Here is an 18,290-nt window from a genome sequence, read left to right on the forward strand (position 1 = left end):
CAAAAATGAACACCTTAGCCGCAACCGCTGGAGCGGCCGGCGCGCTGGATTTCCGCCAGAAAGTGCTGGCCATGCTCGGCCTGTGCTTCGTGCTGCTGATGGTGGCGCTGGACCAGACCGTGGTCGGCACCGCCATGCCCACCGTGGTGGCGGAGCTGCACGGTTTCGACCTGTACGCCTGGGTGGGCACCGCCTACCTGCTCACCTCGGTCATCACCGTGCCCATCTTCGGCAAGCTGGGCGACGATCACGGCCGCAAGCCCTTCGTGCTGACCGCCATCATCCTGTTCACCGTCGCCTCCATGCTGTGCGGCCTGGCCCAGAACATGTTGGAACTGGTGCTGGCGCGCGCGCTGCAAGGCGTGGGCGGCGGCATGCTGGTGGCCACCACCTTCGCCTGCGTGCCGGACATGTTTCCGGAAACCGCGCAGCGTCTGCGCTGGCAAGTGATGCTGACCGCGGCCTTCGGCCTGGCCAACGCGGTGGGCCCGACCCTGGGCGGCTTTCTCACCGAATACCTGGGCTGGCGCTGGGTCTTCTTCGTCAATCTGCCGGTGGGTCTGGCCAGCCTGTGGTTCGTCTGGCGCTATCTGCCGGCGATGCGCCGCGCCGGCGCCGCGTCCAAGCTGGACTGGCAGGGCGGACTGCTGATCGCCGCGCTGCTGGGTTCGATGCAATTGCTGGTGGAATGGCTGCCGCTGCACAAGCCGCTGTGGCTGATGGCCAGTCTGGGCCTGAGCGGCCTGGCCGCGCTGGCCGGCCTGCTGTGGTGGGAGCGGCGCTGCCCCAACCCGCTGCTGCCCTTGGACATGCTGAGCCACCGCAGCCTGGCGCCCTTGTTCGGCCTGTCGCTGTTGCTGGGCGGCGGCATGTTCGCGGTGATGTACTACGCGCCGCTGATGTTCCAGGGCGGCTTCGGCCTGTCGCCCAACCAGGCCGGCCTGCTGGTGACGCCGCTGGTGGTGTGCATCACCCTGGGCAGCATCCTGAACGGCCGCATCGTCACCCGGCTGCGCCGCCCCACCTTGCTGCTGGGCCTGGGCTTGCTGCTGTTCGCCTTCACCGCCGGCGCGCTGGCCTGGGTGGACGCCGGTACCGCGCACCGGCTGGTGGCCGCGCTGATGGCGGTGGGCGGCTTGGGCCTGGGCCTGTTGCTGCCCAATCTGACCATCTTCGTGCAGCAGAGCGCGCCGCGAGAGCAACTGGGCGTGGCCACCGCCATGATCCAGTCCACGCGGATGATAGGCGGCATGTTGGGCACCGCGCTGGTGGGCGTCTTCGTCACCCACCGCTACGTCGCCGGCGTCAACGCCTTGCCGGCCGCGCCGCAGTGGCAGGCCTGGCTGCGCGATCCGCAAATCCTGCTCAGCCCGGACACCGCCGCCCGTTTCGAACAACTGACGACGGCGGCCCGGATCAACGGCGGAGCCTTGCTGGACGCCTCGCGGCTAGCGCTGGTGGACGCCATTCACCTCAGCCAGTGGCTGGTGGCGGCGCTGGCGGTGCTTGGCTTATTGCTTGTGCGGCGAGTCCCGCATGTAGAATTGCGCGATGTCAAAACCAAGACGGCGGTAATCCATGACTGAACGCGCTCCCAATCTGCTGCAGCAAATCGGCCGCACCGGCCGCGCCATGTACGCGGCGTTTGAACAGCAGGTGGGCTATCCCTTGCCGCGCTGGCGCATACTCGCCGCGCTGACCGATCTGGAGCAGGCGACGCAGAAACAGCTGGCCACCCGACTGATGATGGATCCGGGCGCGCTGACGCGGCAGTTGAAGGGCATGGAGGAGGAGGCACTGGTGCGGCGCATCACCGATCCGGCCGACAACCGCCAGACCCTGGTGACGCTGGCGCCGGCCGGACAGGCGCTGATAGAGGAGGTGCAGCCCAAGCGCGAGGCGTTTTTCCGGCATGCGCTGGCGGATATTCCCGCCGAGCAGATGGAAACCGCGCTGGAGGTGATGCACCGGCTGGAGCAGCGCTTCCGCGGCCAGGATTAGAGCCGGCGCCGCCGGCCGGCGGCGCTCATTCCTGCGGCTGCCACTGATAGGTTTTCAACACCGCCTTGATGCGGCCGCTTTTCTGCAGACGGTCTATCGCCTGGTTCAGCTGCGCCACCTTGATGTCGGAATGCGGCGCCACCGCGCACATGGTGGGCATGAAGGTGACCACCAGCGGGTGCAGCTTGAACTGCGCCGCGTCCTGCGGCCAGTTGCGCGCCCAGGCGGCGAACTCCAGTTCCGACACGATGGCGGCGTCGCTCAGCCGCTTTTGCACCGATTTGATCAGCAGCTCCATCCGCGCCTCTTCGTTGTGAGAGGCCGGGTTGCCGCGCCAGAAGCGCTCCAGCGTCGGGTAGTTGTAGCCGCGTATGGTGACGATGCGCTTGCCGGCGAGGTCGTTCACCTGGCGCACCTCGGTGGCTTGCTTGAGCGTCAGCGGACGCTCCAGCTGCGGATAGATCTCATGGGTCCAGCCCAGCCGCGCGGCGTTGCCGAACCAGTCCGGATTGGCGTTGCAGACGATGTCCACCCGGCCCGATTCGATAGAAGCCTCCACCCGCTTGCGGGCGATCAGAATGAATTCCGGACGCAGGCTCAGCTCGGCCGCCAGCATCTCGCCGATATCCTTGGACAGGCCGCCGCGCAGGTGCTCGCCGTCCGGCGACAGCATCACCACCGGCGCCGCGTCGGTATCCGCCACGCCTATCCGTAAACTGCCCGCCGCCCACGCCTCCCCGCACCATGCCGCCGCCAGCCCCGCGAGCAGCCACAGCTTATTCGTAATGGCCATATGGATGTTCTCTCTTTATTCTTAAGCAAGCGCCCGGACAGTTGATTGCGAGTGTTAAGATGAGCTTTTGAGTCCGTTGCGCTTGTTATCGTTGTAGACAAAAAAAGTTCAGCCGCCATGACAAAAACATCCTCGCATCCCCTCCGGCAACACCTATCCCAACGCATTCTGATCCTGGACGGCGGCATGGGCACCATGATCCAGCGCCATCAGTTGGAGGAGGCCGATTATCGGGGCGAGCGCTTTGCCGACTGGCCCAGCGACGTCAAGGGCAACAACGATTTGCTGGCGCTGACGCGGCCGGACGTGATCGGCGGCATTCACCAGGCCTATCTGGACGCCGGCGCGGACATCATCGAAACCAACACCTTCAACGCCACCTCCATCGCCATGGCGGATTACGCGATGGAAAGCCTGGTGTGGGAAATCAATCATGCCGCGGCCAGGCTGGTCAAGGAACTGTGCGAAAAGGCCAGCGCCGCCAATCCGGCCAAGCCGCGCTATTGCGCCGGCGTGCTCGGTCCCACCAACCGCACCTGTAGCATCAGTCCGGACGTCAACGACCCGGGCTACCGCAACGTCAGCTTCGACGAACTGGTGACGTCCTACACCGAGGCGATAGACGGCCTGGTGCAAGGCGGCGCGGACCTGCTGCTGGTGGAAACCATCTTCGACACCCTGAACGCCAAGGCGGCGGTGTTCGCCATTCACAAATACTTCGACGAGCGGCCGGACACGCCGCGGCTGCCCATCATGATCTCGGGCACCATCACCGACCAATCCGGCCGCACCCTGACCGGTCAGACCACCGAGGCCTTCTACAACTCGCTGTCCCACGCCGACGCGGTCAGCTACGGTCTCAACTGCGCGCTGGGCCCGGACCTGCTGAGGCCCTATGTCGAGGAGATGGCGCGGGTGTCCGCCGGCTATGTGTCGGTGCACGCCAACGCCGGCCTGCCCAACGCCTTCGGCGGCTACGATCTGGAGCCGGAGGCGATGGGCGTGTACGTCCGAGAATGGGCGGAGTCCGGCCTGATCAATATCGTGGGCGGCTGTTGCGGCACCACGCCGGAACACATCGCCGCCATCGCCCGCGCGGTGGACGGCGTCGCGCCGCGGCCGCTGCCGGCGCTTGAGGCCAAGTGCCGGCTATCCGGCCTGGAGCCGTTCAACATCGGCGATGGCGATCTGTTCGTCAACGTCGGCGAGCGCACCAACGTCACCGGCAGCCGCGCCTTCGCCAAGCTCATTCTCAACGGCGACTACGCCACCGCGCTGGACGTGGCGCGCCAGCAAGTGGCAAACGGCGCCCAGGTCATCGACATCAATATGGACGAGGGCATGCTGGACGCCCACGCCGCCATGGTGCGCTTCCTCAACCTGATCGCGTCGGAGCCGGACATCGCCCGCGTGCCCATCATGATCGACTCCTCCAAGTGGGACGTGATCGAGGCCGGCCTCAAGTGCATACAGGGCAAGGGCATCGTCAACTCGATCTCGATGAAGGAAGGCCGGGACAAGTTTGTCGAACAGGCGCGCTTGATCCGCCGCTACGGCGCCGCGGTGATCGTGATGGCCTTCGACGAAGCCGGCCAGGCCGACACCTATGCCCGCAAGATAGAAATCTGCGAGAACAGCTACCGCATCCTGGTGGACGAAGTGGGCTTCCCGCCGGAAGACATCATCTTCGACCCCAATATCTTCGCCGTGGCCACCGGCATCGAGGAGCACGCGCGCTACGGCCTGGACTTCATCGAAGCCACCGGCTGGATCAAGCAACAGCTGCCACACGCCAAGATTTCCGGCGGCGTGTCCAATGTCTCCTTCTCCTTCCGCGGCAACAACAAGGTGCGCGAGGCCATCCACGCCGTCTTCCTCTACCACGCGATACAGCGCGGCATGACCATGGGCATCGTCAACGCCGGCGCGCTGGAAGTCTACGACGAGGTGGACCCGGAACTGCGCGAACGGATCGAGGACGTGGTGCTGATGCGCGCGCCCAAGGACGGCGGCGACGCCACCGAACACCTGATCGCGCTGGCGGAAAAATACAAGGGCGAAGCCGCCGGCGAGAAAAAGGGCGAAGACCTGGCCTGGCGCGCGCTGCCGGTGGAAAAACGGCTGGAACACGCGCTGGTCAAGGGCATCACCACCTTCATCGTCGAGGACACCGAGGAAGTGCGGCAGAAAGCCGCGCGTCCCATCCACGTGATCGAAGGCCCGCTGATGGACGGCATGAATGTGGTCGGCGACCTGTTCGGCGCCGGCAAGATGTTCCTGCCGCAGGTGGTCAAATCCGCGCGGGTGATGAAGGCCGCCGTTGCCCACCTGGAGCCCTTCATCGAAGAGGAAAAGATTCGCCTGGGCCTGGCAGACGCGCCGGCCAAGGGCGTGATCATCATGGCCACGGTCAAGGGCGATGTCCACGACATCGGCAAGAATATCGTCGGCGTGGTGCTGCGCTGCAATAACTACCAGGTGATCGACCTGGGCGTGATGGTGCCCTGCCAGAAAATCCTGGACGCCGCCATTGAGCACAAGGCCGACATCATCGGCCTGTCCGGCCTGATCACCCCCAGCCTGGAAGAAATGAGCCATGTGGCCAAGGAAATGCAGCGCCAGGGCTTCAGCATCCCGCTGCTGATCGGCGGCGCCACCACATCCAAGGTCCACACCGCGGTCAAGATCGCCCCGCACTACCAACACCCGGTGGTCTATGTGCCGGATGCCAGCCGCGCCGTCGGCGTGTGCTCCAATCTGCTGTCCGACACCCTGCGCGACCCCTTCGTCGCGGAAAACCAGGCCGAGCAAGACCGCGCGCGCGAAGGCCACGCCAACAAGGCCGGCCGCAAGGTGGTGAGCCTGGAGCAGGCGCGCGCCAACAAGGAGGCGATAGACTGGGCCGCCTACCAGCCGCCCACGCCGCAATGGCTGGGCGTGCGTCGTTTCGAGCGCTACCCGCTGGCCGAGATCGCCGCCTACATCGACTGGACGCCGTTCTTTCAGAGTTGGGAACTGGCCGGCCGCTTCCCGCGCATCCTCAACGACGAGATCGTCGGCGAATCCGCGCGCGCCTTGTACGAGGACGCGCAAGTGATGCTCAAGCAGATCGTCGAGGAGAATTGGCTCTCCGCCAACGCGGTGATCGGCTTGTTTCCGGCCGCCAGCGTGCATCATGACGACATCGAAATCCGCGATCCGGACAGCCGCGCCAGCCTGATGAGCTGGGTGGGCCTGCGCCAGCAGCTGCCCAAGGCGGACGGCAAGGCCAACTGGGCGCTGGCCGACTACATCGCGCCACAGGACAGCGGCGTGCAGGACTATATCGGCGCCTTCGCCGTCACCGCCGGCATCGGCATCGATCCGCACGTCAAACGCTTCGAGGACGCCGGCGACGACTACTCCTCCATTCTGCTCAAGGCGCTGGCGGACCGGCTGGCCGAAGCCTTCGCCGAACTGATGCACGCGCGGGTGCGCCGCGAATTCTGGGGCTATGCCGCCGCCGAGCAGCTGGACAATGAAGCGCTGATCGACGAACAGTACCAGGGCATCCGCCCCGCGCCCGGCTACCCGGCCTGCCCGGACCACACCGTCAAGACCGCGCTGTTCGAGCTCTTGGACGCGCCGGCCATCGGCATGACGCTGACCGAAGGCTATGCGATGCTGCCCACCGCCGCCGTGTCCGGCTTCTACCTCAGCCATCCGGCCTCGCGCTATTTCGGCGTGGGCAAGATCGAGCGCGACCAAGTGGCCAGCTACGCCCAACGCCGCGGCGTCAGCGTGGAACAGGCGGAACGCGACCTCGCCCCCAATCTGGGCTATGACGCCTGAGGCGGGCAAGCCCTGGCCCAGGCTGCTGTTGGGCAGCCTGATCTTCGGCGTCGGCGCCTGGTTGCTGTTCAGCTTCCGCGACCGCTACGTGGTGCTGTTGCTGGCCGGCGCGCTGCTGGCCTGGCAAGCGCTGCCGGCCGGCTTTAAAACCCGCGCGCTGCTGTTGAGCGCGGCCGCCTGTCTGCTGGACTTAGCCGTCTCCGGGCTGGGTCTGTACCGCCTCGTCGGCGTCGGCGGCCTGCCCTTGTGGCGAGTCGTCTTGTGGCTGAGCTTCAGCTGTTGGTGGTTGTGGTTGCTGGCGGTCTGGCGGCCGTCGCCGCGTCTGCTGGCGCTGGTCGGCGCGCTGGCGGGGCCGCTGCTCTGCTGGTGCGGCTTGCAACTGCGCGCCCTGCAAGCCGGCGCGCCGCTGTGGCTGACGTTGCTGGCCTTGGCGCCGTTATGGGCGGCCTTGCTGGCCTGGACGCCGCGTTTGCTGCCGATGGACCAAGGATCGGCGGCGCAGGCGTGATTGTGGATAAGAAGGCGGTTCTTGCCGATCTGTGGATAAGCTGAAACGAGGCGTTAAATTAAGAAAGCAGCCCTTGGGCTGCTTTTTTTGTGTTGGAGTCGTTGAACAGCTTCTTCGCCGTTCAGAACAGCTCGATATCGGCCAAATGATAGCGGCCGGTGCGGCTTTCCTGGCAGAACACCTTGGCGTGCACGGTGATGCGTTGGCCCTTATCGCGCGCCATATCGCCCTGGTTCAAGGCCAGGCTGCGTAGTTCCTGCTCGCCGCAGGGGCCGCCGTCGTCAAAGCGCTGTGCTTGCGCCAGCTTCAAATGAAAGGCCTTGAAAAACGTGCCGTCGGCCTTGCTGCCGGACTGCACCGGCCCTACCACGATACCGCTGAGCCCAATGCTGGTTTCATCGTCTTCACCTATCTCCACCGGCTTGGCGGCCCAGGCGGCGTGCTGGAGCGCGAACATCTCGATGGCCGGCAGGCAGGCCTGTTTCAAGCGTTTCATAAGACTCCTCGTTCATCACAAAAAGCTGTCCCGGCGAGCTCGGCCAGAAGCCGACATTCTATGTAATAGAATCAAGATATCCCGATTTTTCTAAAATATAGGGTTCAATCGACTTGTGATTCAGTCAAGGCGGGGCTGGCAGTCACGATGAATGCGCGATGCAGCGCTCCCCCCTTTATTGATCGGCAGTACGGCTGCTGAACAGCCCGGCGCGACCCCTGCTTGCCTATCTCCGACATACTTCTTGTGCGAACATATCCATATATGCATAATCCAGCACTCAAAAAATGACCTTCAACTATAAAAATGCACTTGCGTCTCGTTCTCTTCTTCATCCTGGCGGGCTGCTTGGCAGTGGCCGCCTGTTCCAGCGGCCCCGCCGCTCTGCCGGTCCGTACCGGCGTCTTCGTCGATAGTCCGGTAGCGGGCCTGGACTACGACAGCGGCAGCTATGCCGGCAAAACCACCGCCGATGGTGAATTTCACTATCTGGACGGCGAAACCGTCGTCTTCCGCATCGGTCAGTTGGAGCTGGGCCGCAGCCTGGGCGCCCCCCAGCTTACCCCGCTGCAACTGGCCGGCAGCCAGAACCCGATGGATCCCAAAGTGCTGCGTCAAGTGCAACTGCTGCTGACGCTGGACGAAGACGGCAACCCCAACAATGGCATCCAGATCAGCGCCGATACCGCTGCTCGCTTCACGCGCAGCCAAAGCCTGGAACAGGCGGGAGAGTTGCAAACCTTGCTCAGGCAGCCCGGTATTGTCCGTCGTCTGGTCAGTGTTGATCGCGCCGCCAGGCATTTCCAGCTTAGCCTAGCCGCGCTGCGTGAACAGCCGTCCTCCCCGCGCTTCATCCCCTTGGCGGAGAGCGATGGCACACCGCTAGTCGGTTTCGCACAACGTGCAGGCTGTGTACAGGACAAGCAAACTGGCCTCACTTGGGAAGTGAAGGCTGAGCACGGTCTACGTAGCCAGTCCTACCGGTACTACGTCAGCGCCAGCGCCAGTGCCAGTGCCCATCTGCAACAAGCAGCCCAATGTGGACCGAATCAGACAGATTGTTTGGCTGCCGCCTATGTTCAGGTGGTCAGGCAGCAGAAGCTTTGTGGTTTCGATGATGAAACGGCGAGGGGTGATCGTGGTTGGAGGCTGCCCACTGAGAGAGAATTGAAGACACTGTTGGATTGGAGCCAGTGGGACAAAGCCCTTGGTTTGCCGGCCTTGGACCGCTACGTATTTCCGGATGCGGCGGCCACCTTCTATTGGACCGACACCAGCTATTCAGAGGAGAGGACGGTGGTGGTTGCCTTCGATGATACTCACCGCAGCCTAGCCAGTATCAGTCTGGGCAAGGACCAAGCGGCAAGGGTGCGTCTGGTGCGAGGTCCCAAGCTGGCCGACGAGCCGCTGCCGCATGGCATGGCCAAGTCCACGCTGGGTTATGCCTCGGTTCGTTCCGAGAATCCCTCCCCCCTCCGCGGCTTGGGCCGTCCGCTCTGATTACTGGCTGTTCGCAATCCCTTTAATGCCGCGTCGCGAAAGACGCGGCATTCAGTCTCTCCTGATCTAGAACCGCAAGCCCACCCTTGTGACCGCGAGTGAGCAAGGCGCGACCCCGGCTTGCCTATCCTCGACATGCTTCTTGTACGAACAACTCTACAAACGCATAATCTGCCGTTTTGAAAATAATTCTCAATTACAAAAATGCACTCGCGCCTTGCACTCTCCCTCATTCTGGCGGGCAGCCTGGCCGTGGCCGCCTGCTCCGGCGGCCCCGCCGCCCAGCCGGTCCGCACCGGCGTCTTTGTCGATAGCCCGGTAGCGGGCCTGGACTACGACAGCGGCAGCCATGCCGGCAAGACCACCGCCAACGGCGAATTCCGCTATCTGGACGGTGAAACCGTCGTCTTCCGCATCGGCCAGCTGGAACTGGGCCGCAGCCTGGGCGCGCCCCAGCTGACTCCGCTACAACTGGCCGGCAGCCAGAACCCGGCGGATCCCAAAGTGCTGCGCCAAGTGCAGCTGCTGATGACGCTGGACGAAGACGACAATCCCAACAACGGCATCCAGATTAGCGCCGACACCGCCGCCCGCTTCCGGCGCAGCATGCGCTTGGAACAGGCCGGCGATCTGCAAATCCTGCTGGACAGCGCCGGCATCGCCCGCAGCGTGGTGGCCGCGGACTACGCGGCCAGCCACTTCCGCCTGAGCCTGGCCGCGCTGCGCGAACAGCCGCCCGGCCCGCGCTTCACCGCACTAGCCGAAGCGGACGGCGCACCGCTGACCGACGCCGGCGAACGCGCCGGCTGCGTGAAAGACAAGCAGACCGGCCTGATCTGGGAAGTGAAATCCGTGCAAGGCCTGCGTAGCCAATTCCACAGCTATTACGCCAGCGCCAGCCGCAATCCGGAACGCCCGGCCCAATGCGAACCCGGTCAGGAAGACTGCCTGGCCGTCACCTACACCGAGGCCGTGAGCAAGCAAAAACTATGCGGCTTCGAAGACAGCGAAGAAGACATCGCCGCGGAACGCGGCTGGCGGCTGCCCACCGAGCGCGAACTGAAAACCCTGCTGGACTGGAGCCAGTACGACCGCTCGCGCGGCCTGCCGGCCATGGACCGCCACGTCTTCCCGGACGCCGAAGCCGCCTTCTACTGGACCGCCACCAGCCGCCGCGGCGAAGGTTCGCTGGCGGTGGCCTTCGACGACACCCACCGCACCCTGCCCAGCGTCAGCCTCAGCCTGGGCCAGCCGGCGCGGCTGCGTCTGGTGCGCGGCCCCAAGCTGGCCGACGATCCCAATCCGGAACAAAATCAGACAAAGCCGCCAGCCTACATCCCGGTCAGCGCCGACGGCCAACTGGCCGCACCGGCCCAGGCCGCCTGCGTCGACGACAACCAACATCCGGACGGCTGGCGCGACGTCATCCTGTGGCAGACCCGGCCGCGGCCGGCCGGCGCGGCCAGCCTCAACCCGGCGCTGGCCGCATTGCAACAGCAACGGCTGTGCCAGCAGGACAACTGGCGGCTGCCCACGGTGGCCGAGGCCATCCGCTGGCTGCAACTGCAACAGGATCCGGACTATCCCGCCGCCAATGCCGCCGCGCGGGTATGGGCGCGCGACGCCGGCGGCGAACTCTACGGCCTGGACCGCGACGGCGGGAAACAGAGCGCCGCCCGGCTCGCTGCTGAGGCCGAGCAGCCGCTGCTGGTCGCCCTCTCCATCCGTCCGGCCAAACCGCCGCTGCCGGACAGCGACGGCGAGGCGCCGGACGCCGCCCAGCTGGCGCAATGGCGGACCAGTTACAGCCAATACCAGCCCGGCGCGGAGCGCCAGGCGGCTTGGCCCGCGCCCACGCTGGACGCGTCGGCGCAAGCCGGCTTCCGAGATCTGGGCCTGCTGCCCGCGGCGCCGTTTCCGGCCGACAACCCCTATAGCGCCGCAAAAGTGGTGCTGGGCGACAAACTATTCCGCGATCCCCGGCTGTCCCGCAACAACCGCATCGCCTGTATCAGCTGCCACGCGCCGGAACACGGCTGGAGCGATCCGCGTCCGGTGTCCCAAGGCCACATCGGCCAGTTGGGCGGCCGCAACGCCATGACCCTGCTCAACACCGCCTACGTCGGCGCGCTGTTCTGGGACGGCCGTGCCGCCAGCCTGGAAGAGCAAGCCAAGGGTCCGGTGGTCAACCCGCTGGAAATGCATCAGCCGCTGGGCCAGGCCGTGGCCAAGATCGCCGCCGCGCCGGAATACGCACCGCTATTCGCCGCCGCCTACGGCGACAGCCGGGTGGATCTGGACCGCATGGCCAAGGCCATTGCCACCTTCGAGCGCACCCTGATCAGCCAGGACAGCGCTTTCGACCGCTTCCTCAAGGGCGAGCGCGCCGCGTTGAACGACCAGGCGCTGTGGGGCCTGCATCTGTTCCGCACCAAGGCGCGCTGTATCAACTGCCACAACAGCCCGCTGCTGTCCGACAACCAGTTCCACAACACCGGTCTCAACTACATCGGCCGCAATAAGGAAGACCTGGGCCGCGGCGGCGTCACCGGCTTGCGCGCCGATCTGGGCAAATTCCGCACCCCCACCCTGCGCGATCTGCTCTACACCGGCGACTACATGCACACAGGCGACATGCCGCTGGATGAAGACGGCGCCGGCGTGATCGAGTTCTACAACAGCGGCGGCAATCTGGTGGAAGCGGTGGGCGTGGAAAAATACACCCTGCCCAAGCCCTCGCCGCTACTCAAGCCGCTGGGCCTCAGCGCCGCGGAAAAGCAGGCGCTGCACGCCTTCCTGCAAGCGTTGTCCGGCCCGCCGCGGCTGCAGCCGGCGAGCGAAGCCGAGCTGTTCCGGCGCTGAGAACCTGTTTACGATCCGCTGACGCGTCGTCAGCATGGCATTAAATCTCCATGGCCCGGCCTCGCCGCCGGGCCGCGTTCGCGCTGGAATCCACTGGCGCAAACGCCGTTTACGGTTTATTTCAAAATATCGCGGCATGACATGCGCGTGTTTTACAAGCGGAAACCGTGAACAACAAGGGGAGATGCGATGGCGTGGTCTTTGCAAAGAGCTTTCAATAACGCCGGGAACGGCGCCAACGCCGCCGGAGTGTGCGAGGCCGCGGTCTGCCTGTGGCTCAAGCACATCCAGGACCGCGTGGGCAAACGCAACTGGGGCAGCAGCGCCGGCGACTACCTGCCCACCACCCAACAGGCGGACGCGCTTTACCAGCAGTTCGACAACGGCGCCTATCTGTTCCGCTTCGCCTCCTACCTGGAGCGGCAGGTCTATCCCTCGGTGGCCGCCCACAATCGGGTGGGAGACGCCAATCACGCTGAAACCTTCGGCCTCACCTTCTGCCACTACTGCAACAACGCCCACGGCGCCAGCGCCCAAGCCTGGCAAGACATCATCGAAAATCGGATGGTGCGCGGCGACGCGCTGTTCCTCAACCTGATGCATAACGGCGGCGCTTCCGGCCACGCCGTCGGCGTCTACAAGGGCAGCGACTACATCTGGGTGTTCGATCCCAATAGCGGGCTCTACCGCGGCAATGTCAGCGCCGGCTGCTGCAGCGCAGCGGACTTGTTCCGCGCGGCGCAATACCTGGCCGGGCTGACTACCGGCTACTGGAACGAGACGGTTTACTACGGGCTGCATATGCGGGCCTGAGCCGAGCGCCGCGTAAGGCCGCGGCGCGCGGGCGGGTGAGCGAAATTTGATAGCAGGGAAACAGGGGTTTACTCACTATCGAAACCATTCGCTTCATCATCCCGCTCGTTTCAGCCCATGACCACACTCAATCTCAATACTTTCGTCCAGGCGGCCAGGCTTGGCGGCAGAGTCGTCGTCAATGAAAAGACGCCTGAACCCACGGTGACCGTCGCCAGCCAAGGCTTCAAGGGTCGGCTCTATGCCTGCCTGTCCCAACTACCGCTGCTGAAAAACCTGGAAGCCGTCAAAAGCTATAGCCAGCGCGTACAGGCTGAAAACCAAACCGCTCTGGGCGTCTTCATCAACACGCTCTCCCGGCGTTATGGCCAGGAAAGCGCCCAAGCGGCGCTGGACAGCATGGGCCGGCTCCAGGGCGCGCCGCTCAAGCAGCGGGTGGTGGAGCAACTAATTGCCGTGGCCGAACGCTTTCATGGCCAGGGCGACGCCAAGCCTTTGGCGCGGCAAGTCGTATTCCGCTCTTGGGAATGCAAGGGCATGGATCATCCCGGCCACGCCTCCGTCACCATCAAGAACAAAATCGATGTGAACGCCAATAAGCATGTGCAGGAGCACATCAGCTGGTGGCCGTTTAGCGACGCCCAGGGCGGGCAAATCGGCCGTCTGTTTGGCCAGCGGCAGGGAGGTTCCCTGGGCAGCTATCGGGAGGACAAGCAAGAAGAGGTTTCCAGCCGAACCGCGCAGAAACTCAGCGACGGCGAAGACGCGCGTCAGCAACTGGGTACCGCGGGCTATAAAGCCGCCAGCCAGGACCTGATGGCCAAAGCCCAGTACTACCCCCGCGCGGAACAAAAACGTACGCGGGACGGCGGCTGGGGCGTCAGCGCCCGCAAAGTCTATCTGCCGATGATGGGACGCAATAAAGAAGTGGCCGCCAGCGGCAAAACCGCCAAATTCGTATTGTTCGGCCTCAATGAAAAAGCCATCCTCCACGAGGCTCGTCACGTCAAGCAAGAAGCCGCCGAAGGCCGGATTGGCTATACCCTGGCCAGCACTGAGGAAAACTGCGCCTCCATGGCGCTGCGCATGCTACGCGCCGGCGGCGCGGAAAACTTCGTGCCGTTCAGCGCCAGCTGGGTCACCGAAGACCCCAACAAGGCCCATGCCTATGCCGAGCGCCTGCAAGCAAGGATGGACAGCCTCAACCGCCAGGTCGCCGACATCGGCGAGCGTTGCAGCGGCATGCTGCAACAGCCCGGCGTCAAAACGGAATGGGACGGTTTCCTCAATCAGGGCCGCATGGGCGAACTCAAGAGAGAAATCAGCCAGCTCAAGCAGCAAATCAACAAGGAAAGAAGACCGGAAGCCCAAGCCGTGCAACGCCAAGCGTTGAAGGAGCGCAATGCTCAGCAAGTCTTTCGCATCGGCGCCCACTTCGAGCAATTGGCCGTCGGCAGAGCTGACGCCCTGGCGCTGGTCAAGGCCATGCGTGAAGGCGCCCCCAATATCGACGACGACGCGGCCGCCCTCACCCGTAAAACCGCCGGTCTGGTGGAGGCGTTGCACCACTATCTGGAGAGTCATCCCCAAGGCGCGGAGCAACTGAACCTGGCCGCCCACGCCATGATCAAACGCAGCGAAGAGCTGATAGGCCTCGCCATTCAATGAGCGACGCGAACCGTTGCCGGTCCGCTCACAAGGTATCTCCATGGACAAAAACGCAGAACTTCTAGACAGCCTGGGCCGCGCCATCGGCATGGAACTTACGCTGGACTCGCATGGGCAATGTTTCCTGTTGCTGGACCAGCGGTTAATGCTCTCTATTCGCAGCCTGCCCGACAGTCTCATCCTGTACGGCATGCTGGGTGAATTCAGCGCCAACGGCAGTGCCGGGTTCTGGCAACAAGCGTTGGCCCTTAATCTGACGCTGGCCGAGGCCGGCGAGGGCAGCTTGGCGTTTGACGACAGCACCGGAGCCGTCATGCTGGTCAAACACTTGCCCAGCGATACGCTATCGTCCCATGACTTCATCGAAGCCGTGGACCGATTCGCCGCTCGCTTGGAACAGCTGATCGCCTCGTTGGGAGAGATGGAAAGCTTCGATGCGCCCACCGGCTTGCGTTGCTGATTGAGGACGCCTACACCCGGGCTACTTCCCGTGGTTTCAAGCCTGCTCGGCCGCATCGCCCGCAACATCGCCAACGCGCAGCAGCGCGGCGTGTGGGTGGTCTTCTTCAACCTGCTGGACCGGGTGCTGACGCTGGGCCTTTGCAGCCTGGACGTGCTCGCCCATATTGATGGCCAGCGCGACTGCCTCCGGGCGCTGGAAGCGAAAAGCAAGGTGAGGAAGGTTTAAGTCAGTCTGAGAAGTAAAAAGCCCGGCGTTGCCGGGCTTTTTCAATGAGGCGTTGGTTAAGCCACGCCGATGCTTCCATGCGTCACAAACCCCGGCCGTTGAATCAGCCGCTGATAATAGGCGTGCGCATGCGGCAGTTCCGGCTTGTCGAAAGGCGTCAGCTGCCAGCGGTGGATGGACAGGCCGAGCACGATGTCGGCCAGGGTGAAATCGTCGCCGCAGATATAGGGCGTCTCCTGCGAAGCCAGCTGGCGATCCAGAATGGCCATATAGTGGCCCCATTGCTGGATGCTGGCCTGGATCCGCGCCGGGTCCTGGTGTTCCGGGCTGTGGCGGCTGAGGCCGTGGAAGGCGTAGCCCCAGGAGCCGTTCAGCTCGGTGGCCTGCCAGTCCATCCATTTTTCCACCTGGGCGCGGCTGCGCGGATCGGCGGGCAGCAAGTGGCTGGCCCGGCGCGAGTCGGCCAGGTAGCGGCAGATGGTGTTGGATTCCCACAGCACCAGGCCGTCGTCCACCACTGTCGGAATCAGCGCATTGGGGTTGAGCGCCAGGAATTCCGGGCTGCTGGCGGACTGGAAGCCGCGGCCCCAGTCTTCGCGTTGGTAGTCGATGCCGATTTCATGACAGGTCCACAGCACTTTGCGGACGTTGATGGAACTGGTGCGGCCCAGGATGCGCAGCATGGAAATCTCCGGCGATGAGGTGGGAATAAGCCGGATCAGTGTAGCCCCGCCTGGCGCGGGCATGCCATTGAAATGGCGAATTGTGGCGAGGATGCGCCAGCTTGGCCGGAAGCCGCGGGATCGGGCTTGGCAATCGCAAGGCCCTTGTCATATCATGGCTGTCGATTTGGGCCGATAGCTCAGCTGGGAGAGCGCTGCGTTCGCAATGCAGAGGTCGGGAGTTCGATCCTCCTTCGGTCCACCATCTCCTCCTTCTTTTCCCCCGTATTCTCCTTATGCCGGCCCCTGCCGCGCGAAAAACCGCGCCGGCGAATCGCCGAAGGCGCGTCGGAACATCGCGATGAAGTTGCTGGGCGAGGCATAGCCCAAGTCGTCGGCCACCACGGCCACGGCAACGCCGCGCGCCAGCATTTCCATGCCGCGTATCAGCAGCGCCTGTTGCCGCCATTGTCCAAAACTCATGCCGGTCTGCGCCTGAATGTGGCGGCGCAAGGTGCGCGGCGACATCGCCGCCGCGTCCGCGCAGTCGGCCAGCGCGTGTTTGCAGGCGGGCTCGGTCAGCAGGCGATGGGCCAGTTCCGCGAGGCGCGGATGCTCCGGTATCGGCAGGCAGAGCGCCTGCTGCGGCGCTTGCCGCAGTTCGTCCAGCAGCACCGCGGCGATGCGTTCCTGCTCCGGCCGCCATTGCGCGTAATCCGTCCAGGTCACCGCGCGGCGCACCGCGGCGCGCATCAGCTCGGTGATCGCCAGCACCTGCGGCCGCGGATTCAGCGTCCGGCTCCAGTCCGGGCTCAGCAGCAGGCTCCAGCCGGTCAGCGCGCCGCTGACGCGCACCCGGTGCGGGACGCCGGGCGGAATCCAGCCGGCGCGGTGCGGCGGCAGCACCCAGGCGCCGCGCGGGGTGCGGATCTGGATCAGGCCGGTTTCCACGCATAGCAGCTGTCCGCGCGCATGGCTGTGCCAGTCGTATTCGCGGCTGCCCAGCCGGTAATCGTTGTCTTCCCGGTCGTTGCCGGGCACGGCGATCAGCGGCGGGCCGCCGGTCCATTCGCTGAGGTCCGGCGCGTCTTCCGGCGGCGTGACGTCGATCTTGGCCATTTTTCACCATTTGTTGGCAAAACAGCGTTATAGCAGCTTTGGCGGAGGCGCGCACAATCGTCGGCAAGGGTCGGGATGGCCGCCGGCGCGGCGGCGGTCCTGACCGGGTTTCCTCCTGATGAGCAAAGGACAAGCTATGCAATCTCTACGCATTGGCATCGTCGGCGCCGGCCTGGGCGGGCTGTGCCTGGCCCAGGGCCTGGCGCGCGCCGGCGTCGCCGCCACGCTGTTTGAACGCGACCAGGCCGCCGACAGCCGCTGGCAGGGTTATCGGCTGCGCATCGACGGCGACGGCCAGCAGGCCTTGCGGCAGGTCTTGACGCCGCGGCTGTTCGAGTTGTTCCGGCAAAGCTGCTCGCTGGGCGGCGACGATTGTTTCGTCGATCCGCAACTGCGCGCCTGGTCGGAACGCAAGCCGGCGCACTGGCGGCCGTCGGCGCAGGACGAGGACGTGGCGGAGCGCGATCTCAGCGCCAACCGCCAGACACTGCGGGAAATCCTGAGCGGCGGCCTGGAGGACCGGATCCGTTGGGGGCACGCGCTGCGCGGTTTCAGGGAGACGTCCGGCGGCTTCTTGCTGGATTTCCAGGACCGGCCTGAGTTCGAGGTGGATGTGCTGATCGCCGCGGACGGGGCGGCGTCGACGGTGCGCCGGCAGTTGGCGCCGGACGGAGATCCGGCGGACGAGGGCGCGGTGGTGCTTTACGGCCTTACGCCGCGGGACGCGCTGCCGTCCGAGGCGTTGACGCCGGAGTTGGGTCAGGGTGTGTGCGTGGTGTTCGGCGATGGCCTGACGGCGGTCATCGAGGCGATGCGTTTTCGCGCGCCCTTGCCGGAGTTGGCGCGGCGGCTGGCGCCGGAGGCGGCGCTGAGCCCGATGTCGGATTACTGGTATTGGGCCTGCGTGGCGCGGGCCGAGGATTTGGGCGGGGCTTTGCCGGCGGAGCGTTTGAGCGGCGATGCGCTGCGGGCGCGGGTGTTGCGGGCGACGCGCGGCTGGCATCCGCGTTTGCAGGCCGTTTTCGTCCATGGCGATCCGCAGTGCCTGGGCGCGCGCGCCATCCGCATGGCGGCCGAGGTGCCGGCCTGGCGGTGCGAGCGGGTGGCCTTGCTGGGCGACGCGGCGCACGCGATGAGCCCGGCCGGCGGGCTGGGCGCCAATACCGCGCTCTGCGACGGCGCGGAACTGGCACGGGCTTTGGCGCCGGCGGGCACGGCTGCCGAGGCGGCGGCGGCGCTGCGCGTTTGGGAGCGGGACATGCGGCGCCGAGCCGAGCGCGCGCTGCGGGCCTCGCGCGAGGGCAGCGCGCGCTTGCTGCAAAGAACGGCCTTGTGAGACGCGGCCGCCG

At 65.2% G+C, this 18,290-nt stretch carries 15 protein-coding genes and 1 tRNA gene; 12 read left to right on the forward strand and 4 right to left on the reverse strand.

Going from position 1 to position 18,290, the window contains the following annotated elements; genetic code table 11:
* The first annotated feature begins 5 nt into the window (after positions 1-5).
* Complete coding sequence (locus NK214_RS13920) at positions 6-1,586, forward strand: MFS transporter (RefSeq protein WP_253314778.1); 1,581 nt, start codon at positions 6-8, stop codon at positions 1,584-1,586.
* Positions 1,579-2,001 (forward strand): MarR family winged helix-turn-helix transcriptional regulator, encoded by a 423-nt coding sequence (locus tag NK214_RS13925; protein ID WP_107801381.1) that lies wholly within the window; start codon positions 1,579-1,581, stop codon positions 1,999-2,001. Before NK214_RS13920 ends, NK214_RS13925 begins: the two co-directional genes overlap by 8 nt.
* A 25-nt stretch (positions 2,002-2,026) precedes the next feature.
* Here NK214_RS13925 and NK214_RS13930 read toward each other — a convergent pair whose 3' ends face one another.
* Entirely contained in the window at positions 2,027-2,794 is a 768-nt protein-coding gene (locus NK214_RS13930; protein ID WP_107801382.1) for an ABC transporter substrate-binding protein, read from the reverse strand.
* A gap of 117 nt (positions 2,795-2,911) precedes the next feature.
* On the opposite strand from NK214_RS13930, the gene metH reads away from it, so the two are divergent.
* Entirely contained in the window at positions 2,912-6,625 is a 3,714-nt protein-coding gene (metH, locus tag NK214_RS13935) for a methionine synthase (RefSeq protein WP_253314779.1), read from the forward strand.
* On the forward strand, positions 6,615-7,133 hold the full coding sequence (locus NK214_RS13940; RefSeq protein WP_253314780.1) for a DUF2878 family protein: 519 nt from the start codon (positions 6,615-6,617) through the stop codon (positions 7,131-7,133). Before metH ends, NK214_RS13940 begins: the two co-directional genes overlap by 11 nt.
* A gap of 121 nt (positions 7,134-7,254) precedes the next feature.
* Here the strand turns inward: NK214_RS13940 and NK214_RS13945 are convergent, their stop codons facing one another.
* Entirely contained in the window at positions 7,255-7,629 is a 375-nt protein-coding gene (locus NK214_RS13945; protein WP_253314781.1) for a hypothetical protein, read from the reverse strand.
* A gap of 312 nt (positions 7,630-7,941) precedes the next feature.
* On the opposite strand from NK214_RS13945, the gene NK214_RS13950 reads away from it, so the two are divergent.
* The 6 genes from NK214_RS13950 to NK214_RS13975 all read left to right on the forward strand — a co-directional run bounded on the left by NK214_RS13950 (position 7,942) and on the right by NK214_RS13975 (position 15,160).
* Positions 7,942-9,129, forward strand: a complete 1,188-nt coding sequence (locus tag NK214_RS13950; protein ID WP_253314782.1) for a DUF1566 domain-containing protein — start codon at positions 7,942-7,944, stop codon at positions 9,127-9,129.
* A gap of 204 nt (positions 9,130-9,333) precedes the next feature.
* The gene (locus tag NK214_RS13955) at positions 9,334-11,991 is read left to right on the forward strand and encodes a cytochrome c peroxidase (protein ID WP_253314783.1); all 2,658 of its coding nucleotides are present in this window, start codon (positions 9,334-9,336) and stop codon (positions 11,989-11,991) included.
* Positions 11,992-12,180: 189 nt separating this feature from the next.
* Positions 12,181-12,804, forward strand: a complete 624-nt coding sequence (locus tag NK214_RS13960; RefSeq protein ID WP_227105966.1) for a hypothetical protein — start codon at positions 12,181-12,183, stop codon at positions 12,802-12,804.
* A 117-nt stretch (positions 12,805-12,921) separates the two neighbouring features.
* Positions 12,922-14,472: a type III secretion system effector BopA family protein gene (locus NK214_RS13965; protein ID WP_253314784.1), complete on the forward strand. Its 1,551-nt coding sequence runs from the start codon at positions 12,922-12,924 to the stop codon at positions 14,470-14,472.
* Between the two features lie 40 nt (positions 14,473-14,512).
* On the forward strand, positions 14,513-14,932 hold the full coding sequence (sicP, locus tag NK214_RS13970; protein WP_235085500.1) for a chaperone SicP: 420 nt from the start codon (positions 14,513-14,515) through the stop codon (positions 14,930-14,932).
* 30 nt (positions 14,933-14,962) lie between these two features.
* The gene (locus NK214_RS13975) at positions 14,963-15,160 is read left to right on the forward strand and encodes a hypothetical protein (RefSeq protein WP_253314785.1); all 198 of its coding nucleotides are present in this window, start codon (positions 14,963-14,965) and stop codon (positions 15,158-15,160) included.
* A gap of 56 nt (positions 15,161-15,216) precedes the next feature.
* Here NK214_RS13975 and NK214_RS13980 read toward each other — a convergent pair whose 3' ends face one another.
* Complete coding sequence (locus NK214_RS13980; RefSeq protein WP_253314786.1) at positions 15,217-15,843, reverse strand: glutathione S-transferase family protein; 627 nt, start codon at positions 15,841-15,843, stop codon at positions 15,217-15,219.
* Between the two features lie 168 nt (positions 15,844-16,011).
* Here NK214_RS13980 and NK214_RS13985 point away from each other — a divergent pair.
* A tRNA-Ala gene (locus NK214_RS13985) sits at positions 16,012-16,087 on the forward strand.
* Between the two features lie 29 nt (positions 16,088-16,116).
* On the opposite strand, the gene NK214_RS13990 is transcribed toward NK214_RS13985, so the two are convergent.
* Positions 16,117-16,941: a helix-turn-helix transcriptional regulator gene (locus NK214_RS13990; RefSeq protein ID WP_253314787.1), complete on the reverse strand. Its 825-nt coding sequence runs from the start codon at positions 16,939-16,941 to the stop codon at positions 16,117-16,119.
* A 136-nt stretch (positions 16,942-17,077) separates the two neighbouring features.
* Here NK214_RS13990 and NK214_RS13995 point away from each other — a divergent pair, with 136 nt between their 5' ends.
* The gene (locus tag NK214_RS13995) at positions 17,078-18,277 is read left to right on the forward strand and encodes an NAD(P)/FAD-dependent oxidoreductase (RefSeq protein ID WP_253314788.1); all 1,200 of its coding nucleotides are present in this window, start codon (positions 17,078-17,080) and stop codon (positions 18,275-18,277) included.
* Positions 18,278-18,290: the final 13 nt, after the last annotated feature.

The organism is Chromobacterium sp. S0633, from assembly GCF_024158805.1.
In the GTDB taxonomy this organism is placed as follows: domain Bacteria; phylum Pseudomonadota; class Gammaproteobacteria; order Burkholderiales; family Chromobacteriaceae; genus Chromobacterium.